This is a genomic window from Paraburkholderia fungorum (assembly GCF_003610895.1).
Classification (GTDB): domain Bacteria; phylum Pseudomonadota; class Gammaproteobacteria; order Burkholderiales; family Burkholderiaceae; genus Paraburkholderia; species Paraburkholderia fungorum_B.
In genome coordinates this window covers 628,680-642,834 of sequence record NZ_MCAS01000001.1, presented here as the reverse complement: position 1 = coordinate 642,834, position 14,155 = coordinate 628,680, and the positions used below count along the sequence as shown (strand labels likewise).

Here is a 14,155-nt window from a genome sequence, read left to right as displayed (position 1 = left end):
CAATTCAATCTCCCTCGAACACGGGGCGCGACTTGGCGGCGAACGCGTTATACGCGCGTTCGAAATCGCGCGTGCTCATGCAGATGGCCTGGGCTTGCGCTTCGGATTCGATCGCTTCGTCGATGCTCATGCTCCATTCCTGGTGCAGCATCTTCTTCGTGATGCCGTGCGCGAAAGTCGGACCGGCGACGAGATCGGCGGCGAGCTTCTGCGCGTCCGCGAGGAGCGCTGCCGGTTCGCACAGGCGGTTATAGAAACCCCAGGCGTGGCCTTCGTCGCCACTCGCCGAGCGGCCGGTGAACAGCAATTCGGATGCGCGCCCCTGACCGATGATGCGCGGCAGGATCGCGCACGCGCCCATATCGCAGCCGGCGAGGCCGACGCGTGTGAACAGAAACGCGAGCTTGCTGCGCGCGGTGCCGAGCCGCATGTCGGACGACATCGCCAGAATCGCGCCGGCGCCGGCGCACACGCCGTCGACCGCGGCGATGATGGGTTGCGGACAGTGGCGCATTGCCTTGACCAGATCGCCGGTCATGCGCGTGAACAGCAGCAATTCAGGCATCGGCAGATCGATCAGCGGGGCGATGATGTCGTGCACGTCGCCGCCGGAACAGAAGTTCTCGCCCGCACCATGGATCACCACCGCCTTCACGTCGGTTGCGTAGGCGAGTTGCCGGAACAGATCGCGCAACTCCGCATACGATTCGAACGTCAGCGGATTCTTGCGTTCCGGTCGATTCAGGGTGATCGTCGCGACCTTGCCGGCGACCGACCAGCCGAAGTGCTGGGCCTCGTAGCCGGCGAGCGTCAGGCGGTTGCCGGCCAGCAGCGCGTCGGTATTGGATCGTGTCATGCGTGTCTCCTATGTCGACCAGAGCACTTACTCCGGTCCCATGCAAGATAGTTGCCCAGTTCCTTGCGGATCAGTCTTTCAGGCTGTCGAGCAGATGTTGCTTGAGTTTGCCGAGGCGCTGATGGGTGCGCGATTTTTCGTCGAGGCTCAGGCCGCCGAACAGTTCGACAACCCATTGTTCGTGCGCTACCGCCATCTTGTCGAACGCCTTGCGGCCGGCCGGTGTCAGGCAGACGCTGATCGAACGGCGATCGTTCGGATCGGTGTCACGCGAAACCAGTCCTTCTTTCTCGAGTTGGTCCGTAATGCCGGTCACGTTGCCGCCCGTGACCATCAAACGGCGTGACAGCTCGGTCATTTTCAGGCCTTCCGGATGACGTTCTAGCTGCGCCATCAAGTCGAAGCGCGGCAACGTGGTGTCGAATTCGTTGCGCAGGCGCTTGCGCAATTCGGCTTGCACGAGGTTGGTCGTAGTCAGCATGCGCAGCCACAAACGCAGGCCCATATGACTGTCGGCGCCGGTACTCATTTCCAGATCCACGACGTTCTCCGCAGGTTTGGCGACACCTTTGCGCGCCGGCTTGGTTTCGGCCGATGGAGGCGTTTTGATATTCGATGACTTGGTCACATTACTTCTCCACCGGAGATGGAAATGGATTGGCCCGTGATCGCGTCCGAGCCGGGCTGGCAGAGCCAAAGCACGGCGTTGGCGACTTGCTCCGGACTCACGAAGCGATGTTGTGGATTCGAGCGAAGCAGTGTCTCGCGCGCCTGCTGTTCGGTGCGCGAGGTCTTGCTGGTGATCTGTTCGAGCGATGCGTGCAGCAACTCGGTTTCCGTATAGCCGGGACAGACAGCGTTGACCGTGACGCCTTTGGTCGCGACTTCCAGAGCAAGCGAACGCGTCAGACCGATCACGCCGTGTTTCGCGGCGCAGTACGCTGCAACGTACGCATAGCCGATCTGGCCCGCCGTGCTAGCGACATTGACGATGCGGCCGTGACCGCGCTGGAGCATGCCGGGCAACACGGCGCGCGTACCGAGGAACACGCCCGTGAGATTCACGTCGAGCATGCGCTGCCAGAGCGCCATGTCGGTGTGCGCGAAGGGCGCGGCCTGCGCCTGGCCGGCGTTGTTGACGAGGATGTCGATTGCGCCCGCCTGTGCGAATGCCATCTCGACGGATTCTTCGTGGGTCACGTCTACGCTGATGCACGCGACTTCGCCGAGCCCGTTGAGTTTTTCCCGCTGCGCGTCGAGGCGTTGGGCGTTGCGGCCCATCAACGTGACGCGCGCGCCGGCGCGCAACAACGCTTCGGCCACCGCTGCACCGATGCCGCTGCCACCGCCGGTGACCACGGCATGCTGCCCTGTCAGCGTCGAGATAGTTGGCGTATTCACGTGGTGCCTTCGGCGCGTTGTGCGCGTTCTTGTGCCGACAGGCCCGCGTTCGCCACAGCCTGAGCGCGCTCACGTTCGAGATTGCGCTCGAGTTGCGACTTGGCCGCCGTATAAGGCTTCGGCCACATCACGTCGAAGTAACCGATCTTCGCGGCTTCATTCAACGTCCACGACGGATTGGCGAGATGCGGCCGGGCGATGGCGCAGAGATCGGCGCGGCCCGCTGCGATGATGCTGTTGACGTGGTCCGCTTCGGAGATCGCACCGACCGCGATCGTGGCGATGCCCGCTTCGTTGCGCACGCGGTCGGAGAAGGGCGTCTGGAACATGCGGCCGTACACGGGTTTTTCCTGCTTGCTGACCTGGCCCGACGAGACGTCGATCATGTCGGCGCCTGCTGCCTTGAAGGCGCGGGCAATGTGCACGGCGTCGTCGGGCGTGGTGCCGCCCTCGACCCAGTCGTTGGCGGAAATACGCACGGAAATCGGCTTGTCTTGCGGCCAGACCGCGCGGATCGCCTTGAAGACCTGCAACGGGTAGCGCAGACGGTTTTCAAGCGAACCGCCGTACTCGTCGGTGCGGTGGTTGGTCAACGGCGACAGGAAGCTCGACAGAAAATAGCCATGCGCGCAGTGCAGTTCGAGCCAATCGAAGCCTGCCTCCGCGGACATTTGTGCGGCGAGTACGAACTGTGCTTCGATTTCGTTGAGTTCGTCCCGGGTGGCTTCATGCGAGGTCTGACTGACGCCGCTCAAATATTGTTGCGGCGAAGCGGATACGAGCGGCCAGTTGCCTTCTTCAAGCGGCTGATCGATGCCCTCCCACGCAACGCGTGTCGAACCTTTGGCGCCCGAGTGCCCGAGTTGAATGCCGATTTTCGCGTCCGACTGCTTGTGCACGAGATCGACAATGCGCTTCCACGCCGTGAGATGTTCCGGCGCGTACATGCCGGGGCAGGCGGGAGTGATGCGCGCTTCGGGCGACACGCAGGTCATTTCCGTCATGACGAGCGCGGCTCCGCCCATGGCGCGAGCACCGAGATGCATCAGATGATAGTCACCGGCGATGCCGTCGACGGCGGAGTATTGCGCCATCGGCGAGACGACGACGCGGTTTTTCAGCGTGACGCCACGCAACGTGAAGGGCGTAAACATCGGCGGAACGGAGTGGCTTTCAGGCGCGCGGTCAATGCCTGAGCGGTGTGCGAGCCAGTCTTCGAAGCTGGAGAGATAGCCTGCATCGCGTTCCCGCAAGTTCTCGTGCGAAATGCGCTGCGAACGCGTAAGCAGTGAATACGCGAACTGTTCCGGCTCGAACGACGTATAGCGGTCGACATGCTCGAACCATTCCGTCGAATTGCGCGCGGCATTCTGGATGCGCAGCACGTCGATACTGCGTACGTCCGTGTAGTGCTGCAACGCAGCAGGCAGATCACCCGGATGCGCGCCCATGCTGTTGGCCAGTTCGATCGAATCTTCGAGTGCCAGCTTGGTGCCCGAGCCGATAGAGAAGTGCGCGGTGTGCGCCGCGTCGCCCATCAGCACGATCGGCGTTTGCGTGCCGTCGGCGTTGCTGCGCCAATGCACCCACTCCTCGTTGACGACGCGCGGGAAGCGAACCCATTGCGACGACCCGCGCAAATGCGCGGCGTTCGATAACAGCGCGTTGCCGTCCAGGTACTTGGCGAACAGTTTCTCGCAGAACGCGATGCTGTCCTCTTTGCTCATTTCGTCGAGGCCGGCGGCGCGCCACACGTGTTCCGGTGTTTCCACGATGAAGGTGGAGGTCTGATCGTCGAAGCGATAAGCGTGGGCCTGGAACCAGCCGAACTCCGTTTCTTCGAAGGCGAACGTGAAGGCGTCGAAGAGCTTTTTGGTGCCGAGCCAGACGAAGCGGCAATCGCGCATGTCGATCGCGGGTTTGTAGGCGGCTGCATACTTTTGACGGATCGCACTGTTGGCGCCGTCGCAGGCGATGATCAAGTCGGCGTCGTAGGTTGCGTCGTCCGTCACCTGTGTTTCGAAAACCAGCTTGACGCCCAGTTCTTCGCAGCGTGCCTGCAGGATATTCAGCAGACGTTTTCTGCCGATGCCGCAGAAGCCGTGGCCTGACGAGCGGATCTGACTGCCGCGGAAATTGATCTCGATGTCGTCCCAGTGATTGAAGGCGTCGAGAATCGCGTCCGCGCTCGGGGCGTCGGCGGCGCGCAGGTTGCCGAGCGTCTGGTCTGAGAATACGACGCCCCAGCCGAAGGTGTCATAGGGGCGGTTGCGTTCGACCACCGTGACGTCATACGCCGGGTTCCGGCCCTTCATTAACAGGCCGAAATACAAGCCGGCCGGGCCGCCGCCGATACATACGATGCGCATGTTGACTCTCCAGTGGTGTCGCTCTGGAAAGTAATTTAGGCGTCGATAGTTTAGATGTCAAGTAAATTGTGGCGCCGAGTAACCTGGCGGAGACCTGATTCCGTGCGACCGGGCGGTCACCGTCAGGTTCGGCAGCTTCTGTAATCGCAGGGCACGCCATACGACGCGCGGCGGCGTACTGCTCAATCCGGGCGATCGCACAAAGGGCACAGACGACGCACGGCTAGTCAGTTATGCATCATCAGGAAATGTGATTAGGCGACCAATCTCAATCATGCGATTCTGGTTTCAACCGAAATCCCTGGTCTCGAGAGAAACCCACATGTCCTTTCAACGCATTGACACGCCGACCCAGTCCAACTTTCCGATCAGCAACGCCGTGCGCGCAGGCAAGCACATCTACACGTCGCAGGTGCCCCGTGACCTGACGACGGGTCTGATCCTGTCCGACGCAGACATGACGACGCAAGCGCGCCAGGCTTTCTCGAACCTGCGGACCGCGTTGGAGGCGGCGGGCGGCACGCTCTCCGACGTGGTGCAGCTAACCATCTACCTGACCGATCCGGATGACTTTGCTGCGATGAACGAAGTCTACGGGGAGCTGTTTGAATATCCGTACCCGAACCGGGCCACGGTCGTAGTAAAAGCGCTGCTGGTCCCCGGTATGCACATCGAGTTGGTGGCACAGGCCGTGATTGAAGGATGATGCATACGACAGCATCCGCCAGCCGTCGCGTCGCGGTTGTTGGTGCCGGCATCGTAGGGTTCTCCGCAGCCGTGCTGCTGCGGAGAATGGGCGTCTATTCGCCGAATTGACGACGGGACGGAAACCGTTGATAGAAACGGCGCTTTATAGTCTCGAGCACTTCTGGCTATGTCGGTTTTTTGTGAGGATGCCATACGATGCTATGCCGACCATAGGAATGGGATGCGGAGCGTGGTGGTGTAGGGTTTGCCTGGTGGGCAGATGGGCCAGGTGGCGTGCGACAATGATTGCCTCGTTCAGAGAGGCAATTCATGATTCGCCCGCTAAACTTTCGCCATGTTGAGACAATCTATGCTGTGCTGCTTACCGGTTCAGTAACGGGCGGTGCGGCACGGCTCCATGTGACGCAGCCGGCCGTCAGCAATGTCCTTAAGGAAGCTGAGGAGCGTCTTGGGTTCCCATTGTTCGAGCGACACGCGGGGCGCCTCGTTCCCACGAGAAAAGCCGAGTTGATTTTTGCAGAGATCGAGCGGTCGTTTACGGGGCTTGATACGGTGAACACGTTCTGTGCCCACCTCGCGAGACAGGACAGGCGCAGGATTGTGGTCGGCTCGACGCCGGCGTTCGCCACTGCAGTGCTACCGGCAGCAATCAAGGCATACAGGCAGGAGGTGGGCGACGTTCATTTTTCGGTCGTCTCCTCGGGCTCGGGCCACGTGCAGGCACTGGTCGCTTCGCAGAAAGTCGATATTGGATTTGCGGTTGCGGAACCAGCGATTCCTGGCGTGAGCTCGAAGCTTCTTGTGAGCGAGCGGATGATCTGCTTGTTGCCAGTTGGGCACCCACTCGCACAGAAGAGTGTAATCACGGCGGAGGATCTGCGCGAGGAGCCGATGGTTACCCTGTCGCGTGCGGAGCACGTCGACGATATCGTCGAGGCCGCCTTCGCCGAGGTGGGTGGTCCACCACCGGTCGTCGCCGAATGTCCGGCTGCATTGACCGCGCTCGCGATGGTCGAGGCCGGGATTGGCTTCACGATTCTCGACCCGATCTCGGCCTATCTGTATCGCCACGGCACGATTGTGCGGCGGCCATTTGAGCCGGAGGCGACGTTGAACATCGAGGCGTACTGGGCGCCTTGCCGGCAGGAGACATTCGGGCAAGCTCAATTTCTGGAATTGGTCGAGAACAGCGTGCGCCAGATCATGTCCGAAATGGCGCGATAGCGTTGACTCGATATTGACGCGTACAGGGCGGTGACACTATTGCGGTGGTTGCCGATATCGTCGAACGCAATGTTCCCGTGGCAATGAAATGATCAAGCTTGACCGCTACGACCTCGCGATCCTGCGTATCCTTGCGCGCGACGGCCGGATTACGAAATCGAGGCTGGCCGAGGAGGTGAATCTTTCGATTTCTCCTGCGTGGGAGCGCGTGCGCAAGCTCGAAGAGTGTGGAGTGATTCTGGGCTATCGTGCAGACATCGATTGGGTCGATGTGTTTCGGGGTAGTCGCATTGTCCTGGAAGTTACGTTGTCGCGCCACACCGCGCATGCTATGCAGCGTTTTGAGCAGCGAATGGCCGCAGCCAATGAAGTGACGCAATGTTACGCGACCGGCGGAGGCGTCGACTACGTGGTGCACGTGATGACTCGCGACATCGATCACTACCAGCGCTTTGTGGATACCTTGCTTATGGAGGATCTCGGCATCGAGCGCTATTTCACGTACATCGTCACGAAGGTCGTCAAACACGCATCGGCGAACGGACCCGATTGGCTCTGAATTTTCTCGCGGCGGTATCCACATGCGAAAAAACATAAACGAACGGCTCGGACATTAGAAGTTTCGGCAACGTGTCTCGCTCCAGAATAAACGCTGCAAAAACCGGCGAGGAGTTCAGGCATGCCGCCAGGACATCCGATCCTGTTCTTCAAATCGCTCTGGTATATGGGCGGTGCCTGGGCACATAGCAACGGCGCCACCGCCGTTGCGGTTCTGAATCCGGCCGATCTCGCGGCACTGCTTTCGCAAGATTGGGGTAAGCCCCTCCCAGAGTCTCAAAACGAGATCCGCTACGCGGCGAACTTCGTCAAATGGCTCGAGCACAAGGTCGTCGAAGACCGCCCGCATGCTGACTGAATGGCCATGCGACCCGCTTATGGTGTATCAGAAAAGGTGATTAGGCAGCCAATTATGGCCATGCGATTCTGGATCACATGGGGGACGCACCGGTTCAATTAGTAATATTCAACTTAAGAATCGCAAGGGAGGATTGTCGGATGAAATTCTTTAAGAAATTCGCCGCGCCGGCGTTGGCGCTTGCTCTATCCGCTTTGGTTGCGTTGCCGGCATATGCTGAAACAGGCTTGACCAGGCTCTTGCCTCAATCTGTTCGCGACGCAGGCGTACTGCGAGTGGTTGCGGCCGAGAGCGGGCCACCCATGCTTTTCCTCGGAAAGGATGTACGCACCATCGAGGGCATGGAGGCTGACCTGACGCGGGCGGTGGTCGAGGCGCTGGGCGTTAAGCTCGAATACACCATGGGTACGTTCGATAGCCTGATTCCGTCGATCACGGCCGGCCGCGCTGATCTCGCCGTTGGTTCGATCGGGGATCTGAAATCCCGCCAGCCGCAAGTTGACTTCGTCGATTATGTTAAGGCCGGAGTCGGTATGGCTACATTGAAGGGCAATGCAAATGGAATTACTAACCTGGCGAGCCTTTGTGGAAAACGGGTCGCTGTGGTTAGAGGCACTTTCCAGGAAAAGGAGCTCAACGCTCAACAGGTGAAATGCCAAACCGCCGGAAAACCACTGGAGGTCCAGACCTTTGCAGATCCTAACGGCGCTGTTCTTGCGCTCCGCTCGGATCGGGCTGACGTCTGGTCAGGTGACAGCGCGGCTGTTGGCTATGACGTGAGTCAGGCCCCTTCAACGCTCCAGCTGGCTGGCGAAATGCATCCCATTGCGCTCCTGGGTTATGCGGTTAGCAAGCAAAACATTCAGTTGCGAGATGCAATCAAAGCGGGGCTGGAGGCCGTCCAGAAGAGCGGAAAATATAAGGAAATCCTCGACAAATGGGGACAAGGTGCAACCATGGTCGACAAGTTCACAATCAACGACGCCTGGCTCTGAGGTGAACCGCATCATGCGAAATCAAACCCCTTCTCTTGCTGATTCGCGCTCCTCTCCGTCGACCAGGGAGACCGACAAATCAAACAGCGAGGGCTTTGTGGTTGTGCCGCTGCGCCATCCTGGCCGTTGGCTCAGCGCTGCGCTCATGCTGTACGTCATCCTTAGCATTTCTGATCTTCTGATTACGAATCCCCGTTGGCTCTGGAATACGGTATGGGAGTACCTGTTTAGCGGGCCGGTTCTGACGGGAGTCGGAGATACCCTGCTTCTAACGGTTTTAGCGGAGATCGTCGGCATCAGTCTTGGCATTCTGCTTGCGATCATGCGGCTTTCGGAAAATCCACTTTTATCGTGGTCGAGCGCGTCCTATACGTGGATTTTCCGTGGTATTCCGCCGCTAGTGATGATTCTGTTCATCTATTTCTTCTCAGCGTTGGTTCCGGTGCTGTCTATCGGTATTCCGTTTGGACCTTCGATCAAGATTGTGGCGACCAACAAGGTAATCACTCAATTGATAGCGGCGGTTCTCGGGCTTGGTCTCGCCCAGGCAGCGTATGTTTCTGAAATTGTGCGCTCCGGCATCCTGTCGGTGTCGACGGGCCAGACTCGTGCGGCTTTGGCGCTTGGCATGACGCCGCTTCGTGCAATGCGGCACATAGTCTTTCCGCAGGCAATGCGAGTGGTCGTTCCGCCGCTCAGCAATGAGGTGATATCCATGGTGAAGGCGACGTCGCTGGTTAGCGTGATCGCTTACACGGAATTGCTGACGACGGTCCAGCAAATTTACTCTCGTACGTTTGAACAGATTCCGCTCCTGATGGTTGCCGTCATTTGGTACGGGGTGGTTACGACGATTCTGACCATCGCTCAAACCCATATCGAACGCCGTCTGAACAAGTCGGTAAAGACAATGAAGAGGGGAAAGTGATGATGAGCACCGATGCTATGCAATCTCGCAAGGTGATGGTCGAGGCTCAAGACGTTTGCAAGAACTACGGGAGCACGGAAGTTCTTAAAGGGATCAACCTTAACGTCGGGCAGGGAGAGGTGGTCTGCATCATAGGCCCTTCGGGGTCGGGTAAATCCACATTGCTACGTTGCATGAACCATCTTGAATACGTGGATTCGGGCCGGCTTAGCGTGGACGGGGAACTGGTGGGGTATCGCCAGCAAGGACATAAACTCTATGAATTGAAGACTGCTGAGGTGTGTTTCCGGCGGCGCGGCATCGGCATGGTGTTTCAGCACTTCGAGTTGTTTCCGCACATGACTGCCTTGGAAAACCTCTGTCTCGCGCCGACGGTTGTGCTCAAACGACCCAAGGCTGAGGTTAGGCGCGACGCATTGGAGATGCTGAAAAAGGTCGGGCTGTCTGAGAAGGCGGGTTGTTATCCATCGCAACTCTCGGGAGGACAGCAACAACGTGTGGCAATTGCGCGCGCGCTGACGATGCACCCGAAGATCATGCTCTTCGATGAGCCCACCTCGGCGCTGGACCCGGAACTCGTGGGCGAGGTGTTAAAGGTTATGCGTGACCTGGCAAGTGCCGGTATGACGATGGTCGTTGTTACGCATGAAATGGGCTTTGCACGCGAAGTCGCAAATCGGGTGGTCATCATGGACGGAGGCCGCATCATCGAAGATGGCCCCCCATCTGAGATTTTCTCGAATCCTCGAACTGACAGAGCCCGCTGTTTCCTTGAGCGCCTCCTCGCATGAGCATCCAGTCAACCTGCGTAAAAGGTACGGTTTCAATGGGTAATCCAATACTCGTAATAGGTGGCGGCGTTGCAGGTCTTTCTGCGGCCCGGAGCCTGCAATTGGCCGGACGTCGTGTCGCAATCATCGATCCGTTGCCTTCGCCCGGTGGAGCCTCGTTCGGGAACGGAGGCTTCATTTCGCCGGACAGTTTCATGCCGGGTGCTCAACCAGGCATGCTTCGGAAAATACCGGGGTGGCTGCGTGACCCGATGGGGCCACTGGCGATCGATCCACGCTATATTCTGCATGCCCTGCCTTGGTTTTTCCTCTGGTTGAGAGCTGGGAGACTCCAACGGATGACGGCACTCGCCCACAGCCTTTACGCGTTGCATGCACCTGCTTTGAAGGAGTGGAAGAGACTGCTCGGGCAGGAACTCTATGACCGCTATATTCGCGAAGGGGGCGAGGTCATTCTGAGTGACACGCCGCCGTCGGGTTCTGCCCTCGAATTGGAGCGGCGTCTGATCGCGCAATTCGGCCTCGAAGTAGACACCCTTTCACCTGCCGACATCCGGAAGCTATACCCGCAAATTTCTGATTCTGTTAAATTTGGAATACTAAAGAATGGAAATGCTCACACCGTGAGTCCGGCCGGACTGAATTCTGCGCTTGCGGAGACGATTCTTGCCGATGGCGGGCAGTTTCACCGGGAGTCGGTTTTCAAGCTCATTCCTGAAAACGGACAATGGCTGATTCTGACTTCGACTGGAAATCACCGTGCGAGCGACGTGGTGGTCGCAGCGGGAGTCTGGTCGGCGCAACTTCTGGCACCGCTAGGAATAAAGATCCCGCTTGAGAGCCAGCGTGGATACCACGTGATGATCAAAAACAGCGGGCTCGAAATCGGCCTGCCTTTCATCCACCGGAACAGGGGCATAGGATTCACGCCCATGCTTGATGGCCTTCGCGTGGCCGGAACGGTTGAATTCTCGGGGATCGACGGTTTGCCAAACGAGAGACGGGCCGATCAAGCTATGTTTCATGCCAGGCAGCTATTTCCAGCGTTGACACAGTCACCGCAGTCAATCTGGACGGGGCAACGCCCTTCCACGCCCGATAGCCTGCCCGTAATTGGCCGGATGGCAGACAAGCCAGGTCTTTGGCTATGTTTTGGACATGGTACGCACGGAATGACAGCGGCACCCCCGAGCGGACGTCTGATCGCGGAGTTGATGATGGGAGAGCGGACTTTTATTGACCCAACACCGTACTCTCCAAGCAGGTTCAAATAACAAAATGGGCTGCGCCGGGATGGCGTGACAGGTTATCGCCTCAAGTCGCATTCCTTATCTTCTGCGCAACCAACTGCGTGCAGAACACACGAACCTTTTCGAGCACAGGTGACTGGGTCCGCCCGGCTAGCGTGACGAAGGCATACGGTGCGTCGATGTCGAGCGGACGGTCGAGCTTGACCAGCACAATCTCGCCTTTTTCGAGCCACGCTCGCGCCGTACCCAAGGCGCCGAGAAAAATGGCGTCGGTGGCGTTCACCGCTTCGATCAGGGCGGTCGCGGAGTCGGCGGACGCCCGCAATAGCCGGGCCGAGTGAGCTGCCGGACCAAATTGTTCCACCAGGGTGCGCGTCGCCTCGTCGCTGAGCATGGTGGAGACCACGGGAAAATTGAGGATTTCGTCGAAACCGACGTTGCGGCGGCGCGCCAATGGATGCCCGCGCCGGCACATGAATCCCGATTGTGCGGTACCGATCAGGTCGAGGTGAAGATCGTCATGAGGTCGCACCGCGCGTGAATGCACCAGCAGCGCGTCGAGCGTCCGCTCACGCAGGGCGGCGAGTTGTATGTCGGGACTGGCTGTCGAAAGATGCACGTCGACCCGCGGATAGTGGCTGAGCATATAGGTGAGCAAAGGTCCCGCGAACATGGCGCTCGGCGCGTATCCCAGCCCCAGCCTGATCTGGCCGCCCTCGCCCTGACTCAACAACTCGGCCGTGCGTTTGAGATCGACGGTTTCCGACACGATCCGGCGCGCCTTTTCCGCCACCGCCACGCCCAGGGGCGTCAATTCATTGCGCTTGCCGACCCGGTCGATCAGACGCGCGCCCAGATCCTGCTCGAGCATCTGGATGCTGCGGCTCAACGCTGGTTGCGTCAGGTGGACGAGTTCGGACGCGCGGCTGAACGAGCCTGTGTCCGCGACCGCCAGAAAGTGCATGAGGTGATGCAGGTTCATTTGCCGCGAGTCTCCTTCGACAACGATGTATCAGACAATGTAATCATAATGAGAAAAACAATGCATTGGACACATGGATTTCGGATTTTTACTCTCTGGGTCACGTTGAAACAACGAGACGCAAGGAGGAGACATGAAAATCAGACGTTTCAGAACAACCATCGCCCTATTGGCGGTGCATTCGCTGGTGGCATGCGGGGGCGGCGGTTCGTCTGGCGGCATTCAGCCGTCGGCCGTGGCGACGAAACAGGGCCCGGTCACCGGCACCGCAAACGGCAACGTGATGTCGTATCTGGGCATACCGTACGCTCAACCACCCGTAGGCGCCCTGCGGTGGCGTCCTCCGCAACCGGCTGTGCAACGTAGCGGCGCGCTCAGCGCCACGGCATATGGAAAAGCCTGTCCGCAGTCGGTTGCGAACAACGACATCACGGCGGATCAGATGTCGGAGGATTGCCTCTACCTCAATGTTCAGAAGCCCGCTTCAGCCACGCCTGGAAGCAAGCTGCCGGTGCTCGTCTATATCCACGGTGGCGCGTTCGTGCAGGGCTCCGGTGCGCAGGTGGACGGCTCGACCATCGCAAACCAGGGCAACCTGGTCTACGCGTCCTTCAATTACCGGCTCGGCGCCCTGGGCTATCTGGCCAATGCAGCGCTGCAGGCGGATACTCAAGACCCGAACCTCGGCAACTTTGCCGTGCTCGACCAACAGGCCGCGCTTCAATGGGTACACGACAACATCGCGGCGTTCGGTGGTGACCCGGACAACGTGACGATCTGGGGACTGTCGGCTGGCGCGACGTCGACCTTCACGCTGCTCGAATCGCCGGCATCGAAGGGACTATTTAATAAGGCGGTGATGGAGAGCGGCGGTGGCGGCCCTTATTCCAACCTCCAACCGAGCGACGCCGCGACACAAGGCAACACGCTGATCGCCGCCACCGGATGCGCGAGCGCGTCGGACGTGGTGGCCTGTTTGCGCGCGCAATCCGCGACCGATATCGTCGCGGCACAGGGAGCAGGTAAGTGGCGTCCCACCGTGGACGGCCACGTCGTCACCCAGGTGCCGTCTCTCGCGTTTGCCGCGGGCAACTTCAACCGTGTGCCGGTGATGATCGGTGGTGTGTACGACGAAGGAACCCTGTTCGTTCCGCCGACCCTGCCGGCCGCAGCTTATCTTCCGGCGTTGGCTTCATTGGCGCCGCCCGGCTATGACATGACGCAGATCGACGCCGCGTACCCGCTCGCCAACTACGCAGTCCCGGCTCAGGGTTTTGCGCGCGCGATGGGGGACGCCATGTATGGATGCGGCAACAGTTCGCGCCGTGACGAGTTGTCGGCCTGGGTGTCTGTGTATGGCTGGGAATTCACCGATCCCGCGCTTTCGTTCCCCAGCAATCCAACGAGCTTCTATTTGGGTTCGCAGCACGGACTCGATGCGACGTACTGGTTCGGTCCCACGGATGTAAGCACCGCCAGCACGAATCCGGCGATGCAGGCACTCGGTGGAAAGATGAAGACGTATCTGGCCAACTTCGCGCGCTACGGCGATCCGAACGGCAATAAGACCGATGCCACGTTGCCCAATTGGCCGCGCTATGCGGGCCCGTCTGACCGGTCGATGGTGGAGCTGACGATACCGTCGATCACTGCATCGAACACGGCGTTCGAGACGACGCACAAATGCAGCACGCTGTGGGGCAAAGGCGTATTCCCCGCGATCTACTGAACTTGC

At 59.5% G+C, this 14,155-nt stretch carries 14 protein-coding genes; 9 read left to right on the top strand and 5 right to left on the bottom strand.

Annotated features, from left to right (window positions below):
* Nucleotides 1–4 precede the first annotated feature (4 nt).
* From BCY88_RS02745 to BCY88_RS02730, 4 genes are all read right to left on the bottom strand, one after another.
* Nucleotides 5–856 (bottom strand): enoyl-CoA hydratase family protein, encoded by an 852-nt coding sequence (locus BCY88_RS02745; protein ID WP_120342711.1) that lies wholly within the window; start codon nucleotides 854–856, stop codon nucleotides 5–7.
* A gap of 70 nt (nucleotides 857–926) precedes the next feature.
* The gene (locus tag BCY88_RS02740) at nucleotides 927–1,484 is read right to left on the bottom strand and encodes a MarR family winged helix-turn-helix transcriptional regulator (RefSeq protein ID WP_120342710.1); all 558 of its coding nucleotides are present in this window, start codon (nucleotides 1,482–1,484) and stop codon (nucleotides 927–929) included.
* Nucleotides 1,481–2,257: an SDR family NAD(P)-dependent oxidoreductase gene (locus BCY88_RS02735; protein ID WP_120342709.1), complete on the bottom strand. Its 777-nt coding sequence runs from the start codon at nucleotides 2,255–2,257 to the stop codon at nucleotides 1,481–1,483. Before BCY88_RS02735 ends, BCY88_RS02740 begins: the two co-directional genes overlap by 4 nt.
* Nucleotides 2,254–4,626, bottom strand: coding sequence for a bifunctional salicylyl-CoA 5-hydroxylase/oxidoreductase (locus tag BCY88_RS02730; RefSeq protein ID WP_120342708.1), 2,373 nt, complete (start codon nucleotides 4,624–4,626; stop codon nucleotides 2,254–2,256). The genes BCY88_RS02735 and BCY88_RS02730 overlap by 4 nt, the downstream gene beginning before the upstream one ends.
* Before the next feature lie 322 nt (nucleotides 4,627–4,948).
* On the opposite strand from BCY88_RS02730, the gene BCY88_RS02725 reads away from it, so the two are divergent.
* From BCY88_RS02725 to BCY88_RS02690, 8 genes are all read left to right on the top strand, one after another.
* On the top strand, nucleotides 4,949–5,332 hold the full coding sequence (locus BCY88_RS02725; RefSeq protein WP_120342707.1) for a RidA family protein: 384 nt from the start codon (nucleotides 4,949–4,951) through the stop codon (nucleotides 5,330–5,332).
* 311 nt (nucleotides 5,333–5,643) lie between these two features.
* Nucleotides 5,644–6,558 (top strand): LysR substrate-binding domain-containing protein, encoded by a 915-nt coding sequence (locus BCY88_RS02720; RefSeq protein WP_120342706.1) that lies wholly within the window; start codon nucleotides 5,644–5,646, stop codon nucleotides 6,556–6,558.
* Between the two features lie 88 nt (nucleotides 6,559–6,646).
* Entirely contained in the window at nucleotides 6,647–7,117 is a 471-nt protein-coding gene (locus tag BCY88_RS02715) for an Lrp/AsnC family transcriptional regulator (RefSeq protein ID WP_120342705.1), read from the top strand.
* A 120-nt stretch (nucleotides 7,118–7,237) separates the two neighbouring features.
* On the top strand, nucleotides 7,238–7,474 hold the full coding sequence (locus tag BCY88_RS02710; RefSeq protein ID WP_120342704.1) for a hypothetical protein: 237 nt from the start codon (nucleotides 7,238–7,240) through the stop codon (nucleotides 7,472–7,474).
* Nucleotides 7,475–7,614: 140 nt separating this feature from the next.
* Nucleotides 7,615–8,469 carry an ABC transporter substrate-binding protein gene (locus BCY88_RS02705; protein WP_183081251.1) on the top strand — a complete coding sequence of 285 codons (855 nt, stop codon included), beginning with the start codon at nucleotides 7,615–7,617 and terminating at the stop codon, nucleotides 8,467–8,469.
* Between the two features lie 13 nt (nucleotides 8,470–8,482).
* Nucleotides 8,483–9,397 (top strand): amino acid ABC transporter permease, encoded by a 915-nt coding sequence (locus BCY88_RS02700; protein WP_120342794.1) that lies wholly within the window; start codon nucleotides 8,483–8,485, stop codon nucleotides 9,395–9,397.
* A gap of 2 nt (nucleotides 9,398–9,399) precedes the next feature.
* A complete protein-coding gene (locus tag BCY88_RS02695) occupies nucleotides 9,400–10,188 on the top strand; it encodes an amino acid ABC transporter ATP-binding protein (RefSeq protein WP_310796103.1) in 789 nt (262 codons plus the stop codon).
* Nucleotides 10,185–11,462 (top strand): NAD(P)/FAD-dependent oxidoreductase, encoded by a 1,278-nt coding sequence (locus BCY88_RS02690; RefSeq protein WP_120342702.1) that lies wholly within the window; start codon nucleotides 10,185–10,187, stop codon nucleotides 11,460–11,462. The genes BCY88_RS02695 and BCY88_RS02690 overlap by 4 nt, the downstream gene beginning before the upstream one ends.
* A gap of 40 nt (nucleotides 11,463–11,502) precedes the next feature.
* On the opposite strand, the gene BCY88_RS02685 is transcribed toward BCY88_RS02690, so the two are convergent.
* Entirely contained in the window at nucleotides 11,503–12,420 is a 918-nt protein-coding gene (locus BCY88_RS02685; protein WP_120342701.1) for a LysR family transcriptional regulator, read from the bottom strand.
* 133 nt (nucleotides 12,421–12,553) lie between these two features.
* Here BCY88_RS02685 and BCY88_RS02680 point away from each other — a divergent pair, with 133 nt between their 5' ends.
* On the top strand, nucleotides 12,554–14,149 hold the full coding sequence (locus tag BCY88_RS02680) for a carboxylesterase/lipase family protein (RefSeq protein WP_120342700.1): 1,596 nt from the start codon (nucleotides 12,554–12,556) through the stop codon (nucleotides 14,147–14,149).
* Nucleotides 14,150–14,155: the final 6 nt, after the last annotated feature.